3 protein-coding genes are annotated in these 1712 nt (G+C 70.6%); 1 reads left to right on the top strand and 2 read right to left on the bottom strand.

Annotated elements, in window-relative coordinates; genetic code table 11:
- Together R6V09_RS54830 and R6V09_RS52455 are read right to left on the bottom strand one after the other, a co-directional pair.
- The coding region (locus R6V09_RS54830) for an AAA family ATPase (RefSeq protein ID WP_442810306.1) at positions 1-162 on the bottom strand (162 nt) is incomplete at its 3' end.
- Positions 159-1241 carry a DUF3533 domain-containing protein gene (locus R6V09_RS52455; protein ID WP_317888452.1) on the bottom strand — a complete coding sequence of 361 codons (1083 nt, stop codon included), beginning with the start codon at positions 1239-1241 and terminating at the stop codon, positions 159-161. The genes R6V09_RS52455 and R6V09_RS54830, both read right to left, overlap by 4 nt.
- Positions 1242-1519: 278 nt before the next feature.
- Between R6V09_RS52455 and R6V09_RS52450 the strand changes: the two genes are divergently transcribed.
- The coding region (locus R6V09_RS52450) for a PHP domain-containing protein (RefSeq protein WP_317888451.1) at positions 1520-1712 on the top strand (193 nt) is incomplete at its 3' end.

Here is a 1712-nt window from a genome sequence, read left to right as displayed (position 1 = left end):
GGCGACGGCGCCGCCGCGCGCGGACTCGGCGAGCAGGCGCAGCGAGCGGTAGAGGCTCGACTTGCCCGTGCCGTTCGCCCCCGTGATCACGTTCAGTCGCGTCAGCGGGACGATCAGGCGGCGCAGGGAGCGGTAGTTCTCGACGGCGAGGGTGCTGATCATGCGTCCAGGGTTGCAGACGGGTCTGACAACGCCGGTCGGTCCAGGAGGTTCTCGTGCTTCCGGCGCAGTGTCGCCGCCAGCAGGGTGACCACGATCCCGGCGAGCGCCCACGCCGAGAGGACCAGCAGCGGGCCGGTCACGGCGTTGCTCTTGAAGTAGGCGATCGAGCGCGCCACCCAGGTGCCGGCGCCCGGCGGCAGCGCGGGCCCGATCGCGTTCCAGAACGGCGGCAGCAGCGGCAGCGGGAAGGCGCCGCCCGCGCTCGGGTTGCCCGCGATCACCACCAGCAGGATCGCCAGCCCGATGCCCACGACCCCGAAGACCCCCTGCAGGGCGAGGGTCGCGGCCCCGACGGCGAAGGTGATCAGCGCGCCGAGCCCCCAGAACGCCGTCACACTCCCCGGCAGCGCGCCCAGGACCGGCCCCACGATCACCGCGCCGCCGAGGCCGCCGACGATCGCGACCAGCGCCATGGTGACCAGCCGGATCACCGCCCGGCGCGGGTTGGCGGGCCGGGCGCCGGTGCTGATCGCCAGGATCGAGGCGCACAGATAGCCGCCGACACACCAGCCGACGACCAGGTAGAACGACGACAGCCCGTCGAAGTCCTGGGCGGAGGCCGGGGCCACGTCCACCACCCTGACCGTGCGCTGCTCGGCCTTCTCCAGGGTGGTGGTGATCGTCTCCAGGGTGGTGGCGAGGACCGTGCCGCCGCCGGTCGCGACGAGGAGCGTGTCCTTGATGCCGCGCGTGTCGATGACGAGGGCGCCGTCGATGTCCCGGTTCAGGATCTGCTTCCGAGCGCTCGCCGCGTCCGACACCGCGCGCGGGTCCAGCGGCGAGCCGGGCAGCTGCTTCAGCCGGGTCACCGTCTGCTCGGCCGTGACCTGAGGAGCGACGACTCCGAAGGCCACATCCCTGGGCTTCGGATTGTGGAGCGCGCCTACGTAGGAGGCGATGAAGAGCAGCTGAAGGGCGACCACACCGATGACGAGGAGGGTGGCCCGCAGGCTGACCGCGTCCTTCACCTCACCGAGAAAGGACGTACGGGACGTACCGGCACCGGGGGGCTCTGTCATGTCCCCACGGTCTCGGTGGCCGGGTGCTCGCGCAGGCGGGAAGGGGCCGAACGGATGTCGTACACGCGTTCGGAGAGATTTTTTCTCCAACTGCTCCGCCCGGCTGGGGAGCTGACGGAGTGGTGTCTGTTTCGGACACCGCACACCTCCCCAAGGAATCGTTTACGTGTTCGAATGTGGTCGCTGACCGGGGCTGATGGGGTTAGGGTAATCGAACGGACGTACGATGAACATATCGGGCGGATGGCTGAAAAGGGGTGGAGTGATGGAGGTGCGGCATGGCGGGCTTCGCCCATCTGCACGTCGCGTCCGGTTACTCCGCCCGCTACGGCGCATCCCACCCCGAGCAGCTCGCCGACCGGGCGGCCGAGCGGGGTATCGCGGCCCTCTCGCTCACCGACCGGGACACGGTCACCGGTGCCGTCCGGTTCGCGCGGGCGTGCGCCGGGGCCGAGGTCCGGCCGATCTTCG

The organism is Streptomyces sp. W16, from assembly GCF_033194735.1.
Lineage (GTDB): Bacteria > Actinomycetota > Actinomycetes > Streptomycetales > Streptomycetaceae > Streptomyces.
Note: the sequence above shows the minus strand (reverse complement) of the source record. Positions and strands in the feature narration are given on the sequence as shown.